This is a genomic window from Anaerovorax odorimutans (assembly GCF_024459955.1).
GTDB classification, from domain to species: domain Bacteria; phylum Bacillota; class Clostridia; order Peptostreptococcales; family Anaerovoracaceae; genus Hominibacterium; species Hominibacterium odorimutans_A.
The window spans coordinates 121,833-139,503 of record NZ_JANFXK010000003.1; the positions used below are offsets into that span (position 1 = coordinate 121,833).

Sequence of the window (17,671 nt, forward strand, 5' to 3'; positions counted from 1 at the left end):
GATTTACCTGACAGAAATCTTACACTTTCGTAATATCAGGCTTTTTGAAATCCGATCATCACCTGGGTCCCCTTTCCCCTGACTGATTGAATACGAAGTTCCATTTCCATCTTATCGCATAGTTTTTTGCACAGATAAAGACCCATTCCGGTGGATGCGCCGTATTCTCTGCCGTTTTCCCCTGTAAACCCCTTTTCAAAGACCCTTTCCAGATCCTGTTCCGGTATCCCTGCCCCATTATCGGCAATTACAAGCCAAATACGCTCCCCCTTTTCTTTCGCAGTAAAGCTGACCACAGCATCTTTCCTGCTTCTGTATTTTATAGAATTGGAGATAATCTGCCTGAGAATAAAGCCGCACCATTTGCTATCGGCAAGAATTTGATAATCCAGATTTTCTACCGCCGGACGTACATTTGCTTCCAGCATTTCTCTCGCATGATCGGACAGCTCCTTCAGCACCAGTTCTTTTAACGATACCGCACTGATCAGATAATCCTTTTCCACCCCTTCACTTCGGGCATAGTAGAGAACCTGCTGCACATATGCTTCTATTTTTTTCAGTTCTTCTTCAATGCTGGCGGTTTCCTGTCCGGGATGATTGGCAATAAGCAGCTGAGCCGCGGCGATGGGAAGCTTTATTTCGTGTACCCAGGTTTCAATATACTGCCGGTATTCCCGGTTGCTCCGAATCTGCCCGGCCATCTGATCGTTAAAATTGTTTCGCAGCTCTTCCAAAAGACTGTGCATAACCAGGCCGTCCCAAAAGCGGGGCTCAGGCGGGATTTCCAGTAAAGAGGTCATTTTCGAAAAGGCGTGTATCGTATCCCTCATTTCCCGGTAATAGCGGACACGCTTTGCGTAATCGTAAAGCATGTCCCCGCATCCGGTAAGAAAAAATGTGATTTCCGTTATACAGATTACAGGCAGCGATACGCCGGCAGCACCCATAAAAGCACCGGCCATGGCGTAAACGCACATAAAGAAAAAGATCCGTATTCCCTTTTCTTTCAGATAGGTTTTAATATTCATTTTTCCACTCAACCATATATCCCTGGCCCCGTCTGGTCGTCAGAAAACCTTTCAGTCCTATGGATTCCAACTTGCGGCGAAGCCTGTTGATATTCACCGTCAGGGTTCCGTCCTCCACGAACTCAGCCTGCTCCCACAGCGTCCGGATCAGCTCATCCCTGGAAACAATCTGCTCTCTTTGTGTGATAAGCTTTTTTAGAATCTCCAATTCATTCTTTGTCAGGTCGATTTCCTTCCCTGCATAAGAAGCTTTGCTTTTGAGCAGCTGCAGACAGACTCCCTCATAGTTGAGAACCGTCTGCTCATTTCCGTCTCCGCTCCGTTTCAGTACGGCGGCGATTCTGGCCAGCAGCACATGAAGATTGTAGGGTTTGGAAATAAAATCATCGGCTCCCGTGTTCAGGCTCATGACTTCGTCCAGATCGGAGTCCCTGCTGGTCACCATGATGACAGGAACCGGCGATACTTTGCGCAGTTCCCGGCAAATATAAAACCCGTCGTGAACAGGCAGATTGATGTCCAGCAAAACCAGATCAGGTGCTTCTGAAAGAATATCCTCCACCACATGGGTGAAATCATCCTCCTGGATGCAGGAATATCCGTTTTTAGTCAATGCGGCAGCCAGCTCCCGGCGGAGCTTTGGTTCGTCTTCTACAAGGAACAGTTTTTCCATTATTCTCAGACCTTTCTTATATTATTTTTCTATTTTAGTGCCTTTTTATACTTTAGTCAATTTAAGAAGCCGCATTCCAAAGCAAAAGCCCTGCTTTTCAGAAAAACAGGGCTTTTGCGCCAAACCAGATTACCGGTACCAGAAGCGAAGGCAGCATGTTCAGTGCTTTCAGATCTTTGATCTTGAGAATCGACAGGCCGGAGCTGGCGATGAGAATGCCTCCGATGATGGAAACCTCGGTAAGAAGGTCCCCTGACAGAGATGAGGCCACACAGGTCGCCAGAAGGTAAATGCCCCCCTGCCACAGAAACAATACTCCCGCAGCGATAGCAATGCCGATGCCGTAGGTGGATGCCAGGACCATGGAGGTCACGAAATCCAAAGTGGCATTGGTAAAGAGAAAGGTATGGTCTCCGTGGAGGGCGCTTTCGATGGGACCCAGAATGGAAAGGGTTCCGATGCAGAAGAGCATGATTCCGGTGGAAAGCCCCTGGGCCAGATTAGAACCGGAGGAAGCAAAGCGGTCCGTCAGATTCTGAAACCGTTTATCCAGATCCACAATATATCCGAAGAGACTGCCTGCTGCCAGACTCAGAATAAAGAGCACCGGGAACTTGCTGTTGGGCATGTTTTGAACGAGAGTATTGATGCCCAGCGCCACGGCCGCCAAACCCATAGCATTGAGCAAGGCGTCCTGATACTGCTGCTTGATGCCCTTTTTTATCACACTGCCTATAACACTTCCTGCCAGAATCGTGCAGGTGTTCACGATTGTACCGATCATATCCGTTTCCTCCGCAATTATTTCTGGAGAAAGTATAAACCCTCCAGCTGGTGGAGGGTCAAATTGTTTTTCTGTTTATTTTTTAAGGCATATTTTTTCGCACCGGTATCTGGATTTCTGTCACGAATTGAGAAATGTCGCCGGTCAGCCCCGAATCAATAATAGTGATCTCTACCGAATCGCCTGCGATCCAATAACCCTTGGCGTCGATATAATCGGCGAGCTTTTCATAATAAAAAGCCGATTTCTTATGGGTATCTGAAAAAGCTACTGTCACATAATCACCCTGCGGCAGAATATCCGCGCTGCCTTCCGCTTCATCTCCTTCTTCAAAGATGAGAAAAATGCCCGAAAAAACGTCAAACTTTCTGCGCAAGAGATTGTCTTGAGACACAGTGAGCCCTACCTTTCCCAGAAAAATGATCGGCCCCAGGCTATTTTGCTGCTCCAGCTCCCGGATAGGATGCTCCAGATCATCGTCCGCCGTAATTTCTTTGCGGAGCAGCGCTGCCTTTCGCTCCGGCAGATAAACCTCACGAATTTCTTCCAGGATGGACGATGCCGCATACTCAAGGGTGCTGATCCGCTGTTCCAGCTTTCGCCGGACCCGTTCCATCTGCCGTATTTTTTCCCCCGTGGCCTCTTCCTGCTCTCTTAGCAGCTCCATCATGCGATCCGTACTTTTATGCTCGAAAAAACGCATGATGTTTTTCAGCGGCGTATCCAGAGCCCGCAGATACAAAATCGTGTTCAGCCTTTCAAACTGCTGGGTGGAATAGTACCGGTATCCGGTGCGTTTGTCCACCTCAGAAGGCTGCAGCAATCCGATCTGATCGTAATAACGCAGTGTGCGGATATTGATGCGAAACAGTTTTGCCACCTGTCCGATGGAAAAAAGGTCTTTCATGAGTCACCGTCCTTTATATCTGATCGATCATATGCTGCAGCTTATTCTCCAACGCTTGTCTGCTGCCGGAATTGTCGATAACCATATCGGCCCGGCGCTTTTTCTCATCATCATCCAGCTGACTGCTGATTCTGGCTCTGACTTCTTCCGGCGTCGTCCCGTCTCTCCGGCAGACTCTTTGGATGCGTATCTCCTGATCTGCCGTCAGCACCCAGACCTGGCTGCATTTTTTTTCCAAACCTGTTTCAAAAAGCAGCGGCGCATCGATGACAATCGCTCTGCAGGCTGACTCTGCGCTTAATTTCCGAAGTCTGTCGTCAATGACCCGGATGATCGTTCCATGCATGATCCGATCCAGCTCCTGCCTCTTGGTTTTATCGGTAAAGACAATCGCAGCCAGACCCTTCCGGTCCAGACTGCCATCCTTTTTTATGATTCCCTCTCCAAAAACCACTTCAAGCTTTTTCAGCAGAGGCTCTCCCGGCTCTACCACCGCCCTCGCGATCTTATCGGCGTCAATAATGGCAAAACCCCTTTCCGCTAAAAATGCGGAAGCCGTAGATTTCCCCGTTCCAATACCTCCTGTCAGTCCAATTATCTCCATAGCTCGCTTTGCTCCTGTTTTTCTATTTCAAATCATACCAGCTGTCGCCCTGATTGAGATCCACCACCAGCTTTGCTTTCAGCTTAATGGCATTTTCCATGTTTTCTGCCAGCAAGCGCTCAATAATATCCTGCTCTTCCTTGCAGGTTTCGATAATCAGTTCGTCGTGGACCTGCAGAATCAGTCTGGATTTCAATCCCTGTTCCTTGAGCTGCCGATACACTTTAATCATCGCCAGCTTGATAATATCCGCTGCGCTGCCCTGGATCGGGCTGTTCATCGCCAGTCTTTCGCCCACCTGGCGGACCATGTAGTTGGAAGCGCCAATCTCATTGATATAACGCTTTCTCCCCATAATTGTGCTTACATAGCCCTGCTCCTTGCAAAACTGTACCTGTTGGTCCATGAAGACCTTAACGGCTGCGTGCTTTTCAAAGTAAGCCTTGATATAAGCGTCCGCGTCTTTCCTCGTTATGTGAAGCTCCGAGGAAAGCCCGAAGGCGCTCATGCCATAGATTACACCGAAATTGACCGCCTTAGCCCTGCTCCGTTCTTCAATGGTAATCTGTTCTTTGGGGACTCCAAGCACATTGGCTGCTGTCGTTCTGTGGATATCCTCGCCCTGGTTAAAGGCGTCAATCAGAGCCGGATCATCGGCCATATGAGCCAGAACCCGCAGCTCGATCTGCGAATAGTCCGCTCCTACCAGAGTATGGTTCTCATCCTCCGGTACAAAAGCCTTTCTCAGCTGCCGCCCAAAAGCCTGGCGGATAGGAATATTCTGCAGATTGGGTTCCGTACAGCTGATACGTCCGGTCGCTGTCACCGTCTGGTTGAAATGAGCATGAATTTTATTGTTTTCGTCGATCAGAGGAAGCAGCCCTTCGATGTAGGTGCTGTTGAGCTTAGTCAGGGTACGATACTCTAAAATCAGGGGAACGATCTCATGCTCATCAATGATCTTTTCCAGAGTTTCCGCACTGGTGGAATAACCCCGCTTCGTCTTTTTCCCCGCCGTAAGACCCAATTTGTCAAAGAGGATCGGGCCCAGCTGCGCGGGGGAATTGATATTAAAGGATTCCCCGGCCAGGTCATAGATTTTCTGAGTAATGGTCTCCACCTGAGCGGTGATCACCTCCCCCAGATCCGTCAGTTCTTTGCGGTCCACAGTGAAGCCATCCCGCTCCATAGCTGCCATGACCTCGATCAGAGGCAGTTCCACCTCATAAAGCACCTTCTGCAGATCTTCGCTTTCGATTTTCTGTTCCAGCACCGGCATCAGACTGAGAACCGTGGCGCACCATTGGAGTCCATAGGTGCTGTAGACTTCCGTAGGATCACTGAATAGATCCACCTGACTGTTGTTTTCAAAGAACTCTTTTTCATCCTCCAGGCTCTCATGAAAATATTCATAGGCCAGAGTCTTTAGGTTATAGTTGCTGCGCCCGGACTCCAACACATATTGACCGATTGCCGTATCAAAGCCGGAACAGCAGGAAGTCAAGCCATAATTCATCAGCATATAGTAATCATTTTTCAAATCGTGCCCGATAAAGCAGGGTTCCTTCTCATTGAAAAGCGCCATCACCGCCGTTAAGGTTTCTTCCTTTTCACAGTTGATATAGTAATATTGTCGATCGGTTGACATAATTCCAATACCGTAAATTTTCGGTCTGGCAACGTGATTGTAGTCGCCCAAAACTTTAACCGCTATTTTTTCGGTAAGATTTATATCCGCAATCTGCTGCGGCTCTCGAATTACAGTTTTTTCAACGTCCTCCGTGTCGATGATCGTTTGCTGCGCCGCGTTTTTAACAGCGTTTTTATCCAGTTTTTTCAGAAAGCTGTTGAATTCCAGCTTTGTGTAGATCTGGATCAGCTGGTCGTAATCCGGCTCTTCCATCAGGAATTCACTGAAATCGATCTCAATGGGCACATTGGTGTTGATCGTTGCCAGCCGTTTGCTCATGACTGCCAGCTGTACGTTGCCCTCAATTTTCTCTTTCAGCTTAGGACTGGTTATCTTGTCCGTATTGGCAATCAGCTCCTCTACGCTTCCGTACTCCAGGATAAGCTTCTGAGCCGTTTTTTCTCCCACTCCGGGAAGTCCCGGAATATTGTCGGACTGGTCTCCCATCAGGCCCTTAAAATCAATGAACTGGGTTGGGGTAAATCCATATTTGTCGATCATGGCCTGTCTGTCGTAAATCTCAAACTGAGAGATTCCCCGTTTGGTTATGATGACCTTGGTCTTATCCGTGGCCAGCTGCAGTTCGTCCTTATCACCGGTGATAATCAGCGGTTCCAGTCCCTGCTCCTCCGCTTCTCTGGCAACTGTCCCGATGATATCGTCTGCTTCGAACCCTTCCATTTCCAACAGTTTGATGTTCATGGCCCGGAGCACGTCTTTTAAAAGCGGCATCTGCATCACCAGTTCCGGCGGCATCTTTTTTCTTCCGGCCTTATATTCTTTGTATTCCTTATGGCGGAAGGTAGGAGCCTTCAGGTCAAAGGCAACGGTGATATAGCCCGGCTCGTAATCCTTTTCAATCTTTGTAAGCATATTGAGAAAGCCGTAGATTCCCTGCGTATAGATACCATCCTTGGTAATCATAGGGCGCTGCATTGCGTAATACGCCCGGTTTATCAAACTGTTTCCGTCAATAATGACAATGGTTTTTTCCATGTTGTGCTCCTTTTATCTTGTCTTTATTTGTCTGGTCTTGCTGTAAGAGCCGTAAACCTTCTTACTGCCTGCCTTTTTGTAGGCGCGGACCTTCACATAATAAGTCTTGCCAGAGGCCAGTTTTTTAAAAGTCGTGGAGGTGGTGGATTTCTTCTTGATGTTGGCCGTTTTCTTCCCCTTCTTAAAGGATTTGTTCTGTGCGACCACAACCTGGTAGCCGCTGGCCTTGGAATCCTTTTTCCACTTTACGGAAAGGGTTCTGTATTTCCTGGATTTCGTGGAAGTAATGGTTGATTTTTTCGGCTTTACAGTTATCGTAACCTTCTTTGACGCGGATTTGTAAGTGGCGCTGGGTGCGGCGGAAATGGTGACAGTAGTTTTTCCCGGCCCTTTTATCGTCACTTTGCCCGATGAGCTGACTTTGACCACGCCGGTATTGCCGGACCTGTAATAAAGCTGTCCGTTCCCCTTTTTCCTCTTAGCATTCAGCTTGAAGGCTTTATTTCCATAGGTTTTGGTATATTTGCTCTTTGCCGATATTGTCTGAGGAGCGCTGCCGGTTCCTGCAGCAAAGGCCTTTGCCAGCGCGTTGCCCAGTTCATATCTGTCCCGCCCGTCAGACAGCGGTGCTACGTTAGTCACATCGTACCAGCCGTCGCCGTCATTGATAAAGCTCTGGCCTTTGCTGAAATCAATGGACGAAGCGATATAATAGTCATAATCCGCCGTTTCGTTGGGCAGGAAATAGTACCGCCTTCCGTTTTCAGTAAAGGAAGAAGATACGACAATAGAAAAGGTACATCCCTTGGGCACGCCGATAGAAGTGCCCAGATCCAGCGTGTGGTATCCTGCGTAAGGCACGGAGAAGGATTTGCTCACCTTCCTGACGCCGCTGGCCGGATTGGTGGAGGAAGGATTGATATAAATGGATACGTTCACCGTAGAATTGGCCGCGCAGGTATAGGTACCGACAGCCTTAATGAGTTCATCTTTTCTCGCTGTGTAGCGGTTGGCTGCGGAAATTTTTCCGCCCATGGCAAACTCTCCGTCCCCGGCACCAACACCGTCGTACTGATAGGCGGAGCTGTATTCATGGGAAGTTCCTCCAACGCTGTAGGCACGCGGTTCCGCTTCGAAGAAGGTTGGATTGCACAAGCTGGAATCGTAATAGGAGAGGTAGAAATATCCGTTGTCTCCCCAATTGCTGCCCCAGCTGTTCCTCACAAGCCAGGCGCCGTTTCCTTTCCAGCCGCTGAAATAGATGTTGTCATCCCAGCCTACGATAGCCACCTCATGGTTGGCGAGGGCTTTTCCGCCGTAATAGTAGCCGTATTTACCGTCAGCGTTTTTCTGCAGATTCTTATTGGGCACATAGTAAGAAACGTCCACCGCTCCTTTATTTACCAGATAGTTCTTGATAACCCGTTTTGCCGTCGCGTTGTTATTGGCCGGTTCCGGCAGGAAGTCGGCGTTGCGGAGTCGGATATCCGATACAGTCCTGAGGCCGGAAGAAAGACTTGTGGAATTTCCCACTCTGCTGTTATCCGCCGCTCCGTACCATCTTGCCAGTGTAGCCGCGGAAAACCATCGGTTGCCCCCTTCGCTGAAAGGGCTTTTGCTCTGGGTAAGGATATGAGTGTCCTTCCCGGCGTAGGCGCTCTTGGTGGAAGTGTTGGCGCCCTTATAGGTAAACCAGGTCAGATGGTTTTCGGACAGATCGATATTGGTTCCGGCAAGACCCCGCATGATGAGTCCGGATTCCATGGACGCGAGGGTACCGTAGGTCCAGCAGTTATCGTTTGATGCCTGGTCCCGAATTGCCGGCATTTTATTCACCAGCGAAAAGCTGGGATCCGATACGGAAGCCGCCCTGGCCGCTTTTTTAACCGCTGCCTGTCCCGGGTCCAAAAGCGAAGCGTCCTTTGTTCTGTAACGCAGTTCGCCGTCCACATCTTCAAGGCCTCCGATCTTCTCCACCCCTGAAAGAGACACCTTGGAACTCCCCTCTGCGAAGACTGCCGAGGCACCTGTCGTGCCAAACAAAGTCATCAGCATAACAAGCGTGATACATACCGATAAAATTCTTCTTTTCATAGCTTCTCCAATCCATTGTTCAATTAGTCAATATTGTATTTATTATACCAAAGATCCGGCCGCTATGCAGTATATTTCTTCAAAGGGTTGTTTTCCTGAAAAAGGTCAGCAAAAAACCGGGGAGCAGAGAAAATATTTCCTCCGCAGCCCCGGATCACAATGGATGCTTATTTATTTTGTCATCAATTCACAAACCGCATTGGAGAACGCCACCGGGTCCTCCACAGGCAGCCCTTCGATCATCAGAGCCTGGTCATACAGCAGCTTTGTATAAGTTCCTACTGCGTCTTTGTCTTCCTTGTAGGTTTTATTCAGAGTCTCCAGGATCGGATGCTTGGCATTGATTTCCAGTACCCGTTCAGCCTGCACCTTCTGGTCAACCGGCATGGAATTGAGCACCTTTTCCATGTCTATGGAAAGGCCGCCCTTGGCAGTCAGGCAGACCGGATGGCTCTTGAGTCTCTGAGTCAGACGGACCTCTGTAACCTTGTCTCCCAGACATTCTTTCATGTAGGACAGCATATCTTTGCTTTCCTCAGCCTGCTTTTCCGCCGCTTCTTTTTCTTCCTTGCTCTCCTCGATTTCCAGATCATCGCTGGAAACGGATTTGAATTCCTTCTCATCGAAGGCCCGCAGCATCTGCAGAGCAAATTCGTCAATATCCTCCGTCAGGTAGAGGATTTCGTAATCCTTATCCTTTAAGAGTTCCGTCTGCGGCAGCTTGTCGATCTTCTCCGTGGTTTCGCCGCATGCGTAGTAGATGTATTTCTGTTCCGGCTTCATTCTGGAAACGTATTCAGGCAGCGTAACCAGCGCTTTTTCCTTGGAGGAATGGAACATAACCAGATCCTGCAGGACTTCTTTATGGGCGCCGAACTGATCGTAAATTCCGTATTTCAGCTGAAGGCCGAAATTCTTAAAGAATTCCACGTACTTGTCTCTGTCCGTATTGAGCATCGTCAGAAGTTCGTTCTTGATCTTCTTTTCCAGACGGGAAGCGATGGCTTTCAGCTGACGGTCATGCTGGAGCATTTCTCTGGAAATATTCAGAGACAGGTCCTGAGAGTCCACAAGTCCTCTGACAAAGCTGAAATAATCCGGGAGCAGATCCGCGCACTTGTCCATGATCAGCACGCCGGAGGAATAAAGCTGCAGGCCCTTTTCAAAATCCTTCGTATAGTAATTATACGGCGTCTGCGAGGGAATGAACAGCAGAGCGTTGTAGCTGGTCACGCCTTCCACGTTGGTATGGATCACCTTTGCCGGGTCCGTAAAATCGTAGAATTTTTCTTTATAGAAGTTATTGTAGTCTTCATCTTTCAGCTCGCTTTTATTCTTCTTCCACAGCGGAACCATGCTGTTGAGGGTTTCCATTTCCGAATAGGTTTCGTACTCGTCCTCGCTGCCCTCTTTCAGCTTTTGTTTTTCTACCATCATCTGAATCGGGTAGCGGATGTAATCGGAATAGCGGCTGATCAGGTTCTTGATCTTGTAAGTATCCAGGTATTCGCTGTATTTTTCATCATCGGTGTCCGCCTTCAGTTCGAGGGTGATCACCGTACCGTTGCTCTCTTTTTCGCATTCTTTGATCGTATATCCGTCCGCGCCGCTGGATTCCCACTGATAGGCAGTCTCTTCGCCGAAAGCTTTGCTGACAACAGTCACCTTCTCGCTGACCATGAAGGCGGAATAAAAGCCGACGCCGAACTGGCCGATAATGTCGATATCGTCCTTGCCTTCGGTTTCCTGTTTGAAGTCCAGTGAACCGCTCTTGGCGATGGTTCCCAGATTCTTTTCCAGTTCATCCTTGGTCATACCCATGCCGTTGTCGATGATCTTCAAGGTGCGGTCATCCTTGTTCGGCTCGATAGTGATAGAAAAATCTTCTCTGGAAAGTCCTGTATTGCCCTCTGTCAGGCTGCGGTAATATAGTTTGTCAATGGCATCGCTGGCATTGGAGATAAGCTCTCTCAGGAAAATTTCTTTATGGGTGTAGATGGAATTGATCATCAGATCCAAAAGTCTTTTCGATTCTGCTTTAAACTGTTTCTTTGCCATAATACATTCTCCTTTAAATTTAAAAATGTTAGCACTCATTTCTATCGAGTGCTAACATTACTATACATCAACTATTTTCCGAAATCAAGGGGGTCTTGCCCAAATTTTTTATTTTTTTCCTGCACGGCCTATTCCCACATATAATTGTCGATCAGCCGGGTCTTACCCAGTTTGACCGCCGCGGCGATGAGCGCCGGTTTTTCCAGAACCGCGGCCGGCTGCAGGTTCTCCCCGTCCACCAACTCAATGTAATCGATCTGGGCCAGCGGTTCCGACCGGATCATGCGCATCATTTCATTCTTAATTGTTTCCGGGTCCTTTTCTCCCTGATGAAGCAGGGTTTCTGCCCGGGCAAGGGCCTTATGAAGAATGACGGACGCCTTTCGTTCCTCTTCGGAAAGGTAAGTGTTCCGCGAGCTTTTTGCCAGACCGTCGGCCTCCCTCACCGTGGGACAGCCCACCACTTCCAGATCAAAATCCAGATCCCGCACCATTTTTTTGATAACTGCCAGCTGTTGGGCATCCTTTTGTCCAAAATAGGCCCGGTCCGGCGCCGCAATATGGAAAAGCTTGCTGACTACCGTACAGACACCGCGAAAATGTCCCGGCCGTCCGCTGCCGCAGAGGCCTTCTGTGATCGTGTCCATATCCACATAGGAGTAGAATCGCGGCGGATACATTTCCTCCGGCGATGGATGAAAGATCAGGTCCGCGCCTGCCTGCTCACAGCTCTTTTTATCTCTCTGAAAATCCCTGGGGTAGGTCTCCAGGTCTTCATTTTTTCCAAACTGCATGGGATTGACGAAGATGCTGACCACAGTCCTGTCATTTTCCGCCGCTGACCGCCGGATCAGACTTTCATGTCCTTCGTGGAGAAATCCCATGGTTGGAACAAGGCCTATGGAGAGACCCTGTTTCCGCCATTCTTTTACCCTGTTCCGTACTTCCTGTTTTGTCGTTACTGTTTCCATCGTCTTCCCCTAATACAGCTTTGTGATTACTTCATCGTCAATTTTAAAGGTATGTTCCTTGGCCGGGAAAGTGCCTGCCTGCACTTCTTTTATATAATCCTCAAAGGCTCCCTTGACAAGCTCTCCCGCATTGGCAAACTTTTTAACAAATTTGGGAGTGAAGTCGCTGAACAGTCCCAGCATATCCTGATAAACCAGCACCTGACCGTCGCATCCTGCTCCGGCGCCGATACCGATGGTAGGAATGGAAAGCTCCTGAGATATTTTTGCCGCCAGTTTTTCCGGTACGCATTCCAGGACCACGGCAAAGGCTCCCGCCTTCTCTACGGCTCTGGCTTCATCCAGCAGTTTTTGCGCTGCTTCCTGGCTCTTTCCCTGTACTTTGAAACCGCCGAAGGCATTGATCGACTGCGGAGTAAGACCGATGTGCGCGACTACCGGGATGGAAGCGTTTACGATGGCCCGGATCTGTTCTGTCACTTCAAGCCCGCCTTCCAGCTTGACCGCCTGTGCATGGCCTTCCTTGATGAGACGCCCGGCGTTGACTACTGCGTCGTAGACAGAAGTCTGATAGGACATAAACGGCATATCAGCCACCACCAGCGCATTCTTCGCGCCCCGGCAGACAGCCGCCGTATGGTGGATCATATCCTCCATGGTCACTGACAGCGTATCTTCATATCCCAGGCACACCATGCCCACGGAGTCTCCCACCAGAATCGAGTTGACTCCGGCTTCGTCCATCAGCTTGGCAAAGGAATAATCGTAGGCGGTCAGCATGGTCAGTTTTGTCTTTTCTTCTTTTGCTTTCTTAAACGTAACAGTTGTGTTCTTCATTGGTCTTTTTCCTCCAGTATCGTTTTTAGTTTTGAATAATCTCTTGTCGGATTCTTTGTCTGTGCGATTGAAAGCAATCGCATGGATAAAAGCCTGTAAATCTCTTTGTCTTCGCCATTGAGCTGCGCAAGGTGGGCGGCAACGGTTTGGCAGTCACAGCGCTCCGCAGGTCCGGTCAGGGCTTTTGCCGTTCCCTTTTCACAGATATTTTTCACATTTCCCAGCATCAGCGGAGTCAGCATGGTAAATGCCGCTTCCTCGGAAAACCCGCAGTCCGCAAGGGCGTCTACTGCCATCTGCGCCAGTCCCACCGCCAGATTGCTGGCAGCTGAGGCTGCCATATGATATTTTTTCTTGCAGGAAGGGTCAATGACTGCCGTGGGATTGCCTTTATCATTCAGCATGGAGCTGACAGCCGCCACCGCCCTTTCATCGCCGTCCAGTGTGAAAAAAGCGCCGGTCAGATCGGCATCCTTGCTGCTGATGGCCAGCATGGGATGAGCCGCGCAGGCAAAAGCGCCCCGCTCCCCGGCTCCGCTGAACGTCTGAGATGAAAGAGAACCGCTCACATGGCAGAATATCTTTCCTCCCAGCCGCACCTTCTTTTGGTCCTCTAATTTTTTAATCGCTTCCCATATCTGTCCGATCACGCTGTCAGGAGTCGTCACAAAGATCATATCACTTTCTTTTACAACGTCTTCTAAGTTTAAAAAAACGGCCGATTTGGTATAATCAGCCGCCTGTCTTGAATGCTTCGGAGTTTTACTGTAAAAGCCGCAGATTTCTGTCTGCCGGCCCGCAAGATACCGGGAAAGGCTGCACCCAGCTTTTCCGGCTCCGATAAATCCTGTTTTCATGCTACCACCTCCTCATAAGGGTGTGATATCATCTTTCAAGTCCCATTCGCGCAATGGATATAGGCTTCGATTAAAATTTATTTAATTGTAGTTGGTACGTTTTCTGTCTGCCGGCGATACTCCGTTCCCGGTAAATTGGGGTAACGGGTATCAGGCAATTGCCTGCACTGCAATGATAAGGGCGATGACGACTCCCATGATCGCCTCGCCGCCTAAAAGTCCCGAAGCGATCACCAGGCCGGTTCCCTCTTTCTCGACTTTTGGCAAAGCTTTTGTCACGATCAGCCGCAGAACACCGCCGATCAGCGCCGTGGCGGACATGTAAAACGGAAGATATACGCCAAGTCCCAGGGTCATAACCGGGAAATTTATAAAATAAAGGATGACGGCAATCACCAGGCCGATCACAAAGGCCGGTACATGGGAAATCCCTCCCACCATGGCCGCTACCGCGCCTGCCTGGGCTGCCGGAAATTCCTGACTGCCGAATACTTCCGGTCCGTAAGCCTTGACGATGACCATCAGTACGCCTACGGAAACAACCGTGCCGATGATACCGCCGATACATTCTCCGATCCACTGGGCCTTGGGGTCCGTACCGAGAATGTATCCGGCTTTGAAATCGTTCATCACATCGCCTACCAGTCCGCAGGCTACGGCTACAATCGCCGCTACGAAAAAGGCCTCCGTCCCGCCCACTGACGAAACTGCTTTTGCCGCTAAAAGAACGATAATGCCGAATATCTCCATGGGGTTGATCCCCGATTGTCCTACGCACTGGGCCGACATGGCCGTAGCCACCCAGACACCCAAAATCGTTACTATGGAAGCGACAACTCCCATATCCAAAAGAATTGTGAATAAGAAGGCCAGAACCACCATGACGATAGGTGCCCACCTCATGGGGACGATGGCATCTCCGGCACTGTCTTTTTTAAACATGCCGCCGAAAATCTCTTTGGCCTTGGGCAGAATTCCTTTGACAATGATGCCGATCCCCGTACCGACCATCATGCCAATGCCAAGGGACGATTTAATCGTAAGGGCCTGAGCGTTATCCCAAAAGCCCAGCTCCGTTCCGCCTAAAAGCACTCCGAAATCGCCGATTACAGCTCCCAAAAACCAGACTCCGATAAACACCGGTCCTAAAAGATAGCCCACGGATATGAGCATGGGCGATATCCATATGCCACAGGTGGAACCGTAAAGCGCCATCTTTTTGCTCAGCAGCACTGCCGGTATTTTCTGCATCCAGTCTCTTATAAATGTAAAAATTGCCGCTGCTCCCATGGACACGAACAGCGTGATGGCTTTTTTGCCCCCGCGGTCACCGACCTTCAGAGTCTCTGCCGCGGCCTCTCCCATGGGATAAGGCAGTTTTTTCGTTTCAACGAAGTATTTGCGAATCAACGCTGTGAAGATCAGCCCCAGGGCCACTCCTCCAAAGGTGAGCAGCAAAAGCTTTAATGTACTGACCTGCGCCTGCGGATCCAAGATGAATATGCCCGGAAGCGTAAAGGCCAGACCGCCGGCGACCATCGCGCCCGCTGACATAATGGTATGGGTAACATTGATCTCTCTGAGATTGGTGTTGCCCAAAGCTTTTAATCCAAACATGGATACCAGCGCCACAAAGATAATCGGCCAGGGCAGTGAGCTGAGTTTCAGTGCTACGAACATAGAACTTGTGGTGATGATGACCGCTCCGATTGCTCCAATCGCCACACCCCTCACCGTCAGCTGATTTTTCATGATCCGTCTCCTTCTTGTATGTGAATTTTTAAGTCCTGCCGCCTGTCTCAAAAACAAAAGAATCCCGACATGCCGTCGAGATTATAATTCACACCCTATCTGCGATAGGGGGGTGCCCTGTTTCCGCCTCTGCCTTCCGCTCAATGGCGGCTTGACATCCGCTGACAAAAACTCCGGACTCCCGATGTCAATACGTAGGTTGAATTATAGTATCTCAACGAACACTTCAGGATTTATTACTATTGTATGCTTTTTCAGGTTAAATAAACATCAATGGCATTGCCAAATCCAGGTACGTTGTCTAAGATATAGCACTTTTTATTCCCTTTCTGGGATTGCCTTTATTATAGCAAATACCGCTCTGCTCTTCAAGGTCAATCGGATAATTGTAAGGAATAAGATTTAACGTAATTTATTATACGAGCATGTCTGTCCGATTGCAAGAGCTTTTCGAATTTTTTCTATATGGGGCTTTTCATAGATCTTGCCTTCGAAGACTAAAAAACCTTTTTACCATCCAAACAGCTTGGTATATTCTGATTTTGCGTTTGCAATATGGTATATATACACCGTATCTCCTACCTGCCGATATATTGCTACATACTTTTTACAAATCACCATCCGAAAGCCTTGATCATTCAGCCAGCTATCCGGCGTGAGGGAGCCGGATTCAGGGAACTCTTCAAGTCTTTCAATGGTATCCAATATGTTGTCCACAACTTGCAAGGCCGTTTCGGGATTAAATTCTAAGCAGTAGAAATCTTCAATCCGTTTTAACTCTTCCCACGCCGTAGGCAAAAGCTCAACTTTATACTTCATCGACCCTCCTCCGCAATTCCTTTCTTGCGTCGGAAACGCTTATGGTCGCTGCTCCGCTTATTCTTTCCTGTTCTGCCTGCAACACTTTTTCCCGCAGCTTTAATAGCTGTTCTCTTTGTTCGAAAGCGTCTATGCTCATTAGAACCATATCACCCTCCCCATTTTTCGTAATATAAATCGGCTCTTTACTTTCATGGGCCAAAGAAGAAATCTTGCTGTATTCATTCCGCAATGCGGTTGATGGTTTTATAATCATGTTTTATCCTCCTGCATATTTTCTATCATAATTATATCATTATCACTATATCAATGCTACTTATTTTTGCAGGATGCTATATCTTTTTACATTTTGTAAGGACCTGAGGAGTTTGATTTTCTGATAAATGCGTGCTGCGTTATAAAAAGTCTTCTTAAAGAGTTATTTTATAACTTTTTTCAACGCTTTCATGGCTTTTCAGAGGGCAAGGTCATGAAATTTTAGCACATCGCCGCAGTCAACGTCCGCAACGCTGTATTTTTGTTATAAAATCATCAAAAATTTGAGTTTTTATAACAGTATGAAGGATCTCCATTTTTTATATGAAAAAACCTCCCTGCCCGATAAGCTTTCTATCAGACAAAGAGGTGACCTGCACATTATCATTCAAAACCGTATGAACGCCACCGTTCATACGGCTTTAAATACTTTTCATTTTTCAAAGGTCCAAATGCATTGAAATTCTAAGTTTTTTAGTCTTCCAAATCAACGGTGCAGTTGTGGTAAACTTTCTGCACGTCGTCGTTGTCTTCCAGCATTTCGATCATCTTTTTCAGGTTTTTGATGTCGTGTTCCTCGGTCGGCGTCGCTTCCACGGAAGGCAGATACTCGACATCTGCGTCTACGAATTCATATCCCGCCGCTTTTAAGGCCTCACTGACATCGTTGAAATCATTGGGAGCAGTCAGAATTTCATAGCAGTCGTCGTATGTAACCATATCGTCCATACCTGCTTCCAGCGCCGCTTCCATGAGAGAATCTTCATCAATTTCGTCAGTCTTTTCAATCACGATCACGCCTTTTTGTTCAAACATGTAAGAAACGCATCCGGGCGCGCCCAGATTACCGCCGTGCTTATCGAAAGCATGCTTCATAGCTGCGGTCGTTCTGTTCTTATTATCTGTCAGAACATCTACGATCACAGCCACGCCTGCGGCGCCGTATCCTTCAAATCTGCCGTTTTCATAAGTTTCACCGGCCAGCTCGCCGGTGCCCTTCTTGATGGCTCTTTTGATATTATCATTAGGCATATTAATGCTTTTTGCTTTATCAATTGCATGCTTCAGCGCAACGTTGTAGTCCGGGTCACCGCCGTTCTTTGCCGCTACTGTAATCGCCCTTGCGTATTTCGTAAAAACCGCAGCGCGCTTTGAATCCTGTTTTTCTTTTCTTCCTGCAATTGTACCGTGTCTTCCCATCAAGACACCTCCTTCGTATATTATTAACTCATATAGTATACCTTAGAATCGTCCATTTTTCAATAGTCTTTTCCCAACTGACGCTCTGCCGCCGCCGGAATATACGGGTTCGTTTCCTTTCCGGTTACAAAGATGCCCGCATT

General features: G+C 48.4%; 15 protein-coding genes and 1 other RNA gene. All 16 read right to left on the reverse strand.

What is annotated here, in order from left to right; genetic code table 11:
• Positions 1–35: 35 nt before the first annotated feature.
• The 16 genes from NE619_RS04175 to NE619_RS04250 all read right to left on the reverse strand — a co-directional run bounded on the left by NE619_RS04175 (position 36) and on the right by NE619_RS04250 (position 17,528).
• A complete protein-coding gene (locus NE619_RS04175; RefSeq protein ID WP_256131110.1) occupies positions 36–1,031 on the reverse strand; it encodes a sensor histidine kinase in 996 nt (331 codons plus the stop codon).
• Positions 1,021–1,704 (reverse strand): response regulator transcription factor, encoded by a 684-nt coding sequence (locus tag NE619_RS04180; protein WP_256131111.1) that lies wholly within the window; start codon positions 1,702–1,704, stop codon positions 1,021–1,023. The genes NE619_RS04175 and NE619_RS04180 overlap by 11 nt, the downstream gene beginning before the upstream one ends.
• 97 nt (positions 1,705–1,801) lie before the next feature.
• Positions 1,802–2,488, reverse strand: a complete 687-nt coding sequence (locus tag NE619_RS04185; RefSeq protein ID WP_256131112.1) for a DUF554 domain-containing protein — start codon at positions 2,486–2,488, stop codon at positions 1,802–1,804.
• Positions 2,489–2,570: 82 nt separating this feature from the next.
• Entirely contained in the window at positions 2,571–3,395 is an 825-nt protein-coding gene (locus NE619_RS04190) for a MerR family transcriptional regulator (protein WP_256131113.1), read from the reverse strand.
• A gap of 13 nt (positions 3,396–3,408) precedes the next feature.
• Positions 3,409–3,999 (reverse strand): dephospho-CoA kinase, encoded by a 591-nt coding sequence (gene coaE / locus NE619_RS04195; protein WP_256131114.1) that lies wholly within the window; start codon positions 3,997–3,999, stop codon positions 3,409–3,411.
• Between the two features lie 22 nt (positions 4,000–4,021).
• Positions 4,022–6,685: a DNA polymerase I gene (polA, locus tag NE619_RS04200; RefSeq protein ID WP_256131115.1), complete on the reverse strand. Its 2,664-nt coding sequence runs from the start codon at positions 6,683–6,685 to the stop codon at positions 4,022–4,024.
• 12 nt (positions 6,686–6,697) lie between these two features.
• Complete coding sequence (locus NE619_RS04205) at positions 6,698–8,779, reverse strand: lectin like domain-containing protein (RefSeq protein WP_256131116.1); 2,082 nt, start codon at positions 8,777–8,779, stop codon at positions 6,698–6,700.
• 171 nt (positions 8,780–8,950) lie between these two features.
• The gene (gene htpG, locus NE619_RS04210) at positions 8,951–10,837 is read right to left on the reverse strand and encodes a molecular chaperone HtpG (RefSeq protein WP_256131117.1); all 1,887 of its coding nucleotides are present in this window, start codon (positions 10,835–10,837) and stop codon (positions 8,951–8,953) included.
• Between the two features lie 128 nt (positions 10,838–10,965).
• Positions 10,966–11,808, reverse strand: coding sequence for a pantoate--beta-alanine ligase (gene panC, locus NE619_RS04215; protein ID WP_256131118.1), 843 nt, complete (start codon positions 11,806–11,808; stop codon positions 10,966–10,968).
• Between the two features lie 9 nt (positions 11,809–11,817).
• Complete coding sequence (gene panB / locus NE619_RS04220; RefSeq protein ID WP_256131119.1) at positions 11,818–12,645, reverse strand: 3-methyl-2-oxobutanoate hydroxymethyltransferase; 828 nt, start codon at positions 12,643–12,645, stop codon at positions 11,818–11,820.
• Positions 12,642–13,502, reverse strand: coding sequence for a Rossmann-like and DUF2520 domain-containing protein (locus tag NE619_RS04225; RefSeq protein ID WP_256131120.1), 861 nt, complete (start codon positions 13,500–13,502; stop codon positions 12,642–12,644). The genes panB and NE619_RS04225 overlap by 4 nt, the downstream gene beginning before the upstream one ends.
• Before the next feature lie 150 nt (positions 13,503–13,652).
• On the reverse strand, positions 13,653–15,254 hold the full coding sequence (locus NE619_RS04230) for an OPT/YSL family transporter (RefSeq protein ID WP_256131121.1): 1,602 nt from the start codon (positions 15,252–15,254) through the stop codon (positions 13,653–13,655).
• Between the two features lie 57 nt (positions 15,255–15,311).
• Positions 15,312–15,490: non-coding RNA, 6S RNA (gene ssrS, locus NE619_RS04235), on the reverse strand.
• Between the two features lie 274 nt (positions 15,491–15,764).
• Positions 15,765–16,073 carry a type II toxin-antitoxin system RelE/ParE family toxin gene (locus NE619_RS04240; RefSeq protein ID WP_256131122.1) on the reverse strand — a complete coding sequence of 103 codons (309 nt, stop codon included), beginning with the start codon at positions 16,071–16,073 and terminating at the stop codon, positions 15,765–15,767.
• Complete coding sequence (locus NE619_RS04245; RefSeq protein WP_256131123.1) at positions 16,063–16,329, reverse strand: type II toxin-antitoxin system Phd/YefM family antitoxin; 267 nt, start codon at positions 16,327–16,329, stop codon at positions 16,063–16,065. Before NE619_RS04245 ends, NE619_RS04240 begins: the two co-directional genes overlap by 11 nt.
• Positions 16,330–16,802: 473 nt before the next feature.
• Positions 16,803–17,528, reverse strand: coding sequence for a YebC/PmpR family DNA-binding transcriptional regulator (locus NE619_RS04250; RefSeq protein ID WP_256131124.1), 726 nt, complete (start codon positions 17,526–17,528; stop codon positions 16,803–16,805).
• Positions 17,529–17,671 lie beyond the last annotated feature (143 nt).

Excerpts from the sequence above, each read along its gene's own strand:
- NE619_RS04175 (WP_256131110.1), bottom strand. The coding sequence starts at position 1,031 with ATGAATATTAAAACCTATCTGAAAGAAAAGGGAATACGGATCTTTTTC.
- NE619_RS04180 (WP_256131111.1), bottom strand. The coding sequence starts at position 1,704 with ATGGAAAAACTGTTCCTTGTAGAAGACGAACCAAAGCTCCGCCGGGAG.
- NE619_RS04185 (WP_256131112.1), bottom strand. The coding sequence starts at position 2,488 with ATGATCGGTACAATCGTGAACACCTGCACGATTCTGGCAGGAAGTGTT.
- NE619_RS04190 (WP_256131113.1), bottom strand. The coding sequence starts at position 3,395 with ATGAAAGACCTTTTTTCCATCGGACAGGTGGCAAAACTGTTTCGCATC.
- coaE (WP_256131114.1), bottom strand. The coding sequence starts at position 3,999 with ATGGAGATAATTGGACTGACAGGAGGTATTGGAACGGGGAAATCTACG.
- polA (WP_256131115.1), bottom strand. The coding sequence starts at position 6,685 with ATGGAAAAAACCATTGTCATTATTGACGGAAACAGTTTGATAAACCGG.
- NE619_RS04205 (WP_256131116.1), bottom strand. The coding sequence starts at position 8,779 with ATGAAAAGAAGAATTTTATCGGTATGTATCACGCTTGTTATGCTGATG.
- htpG (WP_256131117.1), bottom strand. The coding sequence starts at position 10,837 with ATGGCAAAGAAACAGTTTAAAGCAGAATCGAAAAGACTTTTGGATCTG.
- panC (WP_256131118.1), bottom strand. The coding sequence starts at position 11,808 with ATGGAAACAGTAACGACAAAACAGGAAGTACGGAACAGGGTAAAAGAA.
- panB (WP_256131119.1), bottom strand. The coding sequence starts at position 12,645 with ATGAAGAACACAACTGTTACGTTTAAGAAAGCAAAAGAAGAAAAGACA.
- NE619_RS04225 (WP_256131120.1), bottom strand. The coding sequence starts at position 13,502 with ATGAAAACAGGATTTATCGGAGCCGGAAAAGCTGGGTGCAGCCTTTCC.
- NE619_RS04230 (WP_256131121.1), bottom strand. The coding sequence starts at position 15,254 with ATGAAAAATCAGCTGACGGTGAGGGGTGTGGCGATTGGAGCAATCGGA.
- NE619_RS04240 (WP_256131122.1), bottom strand. The coding sequence starts at position 16,073 with ATGAAGTATAAAGTTGAGCTTTTGCCTACGGCGTGGGAAGAGTTAAAA.
- NE619_RS04245 (WP_256131123.1), bottom strand. The coding sequence starts at position 16,329 with ATGATTATAAAACCATCAACCGCATTGCGGAATGAATACAGCAAGATT.
- NE619_RS04250 (WP_256131124.1), bottom strand. The coding sequence starts at position 17,528 with ATGGGAAGACACGGTACAATTGCAGGAAGAAAAGAAAAACAGGATTCA.